1 pseudogene is annotated in these 278 nt (G+C 39.6%); it reads right to left on the bottom strand.

The features are described from left to right. A pseudogene (locus RYX56_RS21995) lies at nt 1–278 on the bottom strand (hypothetical protein); the annotation flags it as partial.

The following is a 278-nucleotide window of genomic DNA, read 5'->3' as shown; positions in this document are numbered from 1 at the left end:
CTTGACCTTTGCATGATTCTTTCCGATATACTCCTGTTTAATTCCTGCATGGGCGATGACCAGCTTTTGATTGTCTAAAACTAAATAAAGCGGGGCTTTTTCATATAATTGGATAAACTTTTTTCGAATGGATTGTTGGTCCTTTTTAGATAGTGATTCATATTCTGCAACCGTTGTTTCAAGCCCATGGGTCACCTGTACTTTGTTGCCGAGAAAGAAGCGGTACAGCTTATTGCAATGATTTCCCGGTGTGTAAACGGCTTGTTTCTTTACCATGA

Source organism: Alkalihalophilus lindianensis, from assembly GCF_032843265.1.
GTDB lineage: Bacteria > Bacillota > Bacilli > Bacillales > Bacillaceae_D > Alkalihalophilus > Alkalihalophilus lindianensis.
The sequence above is the reverse complement of the archived record's forward strand: the minus strand, read 5'-3'. Positions and strand labels throughout refer to the sequence as shown.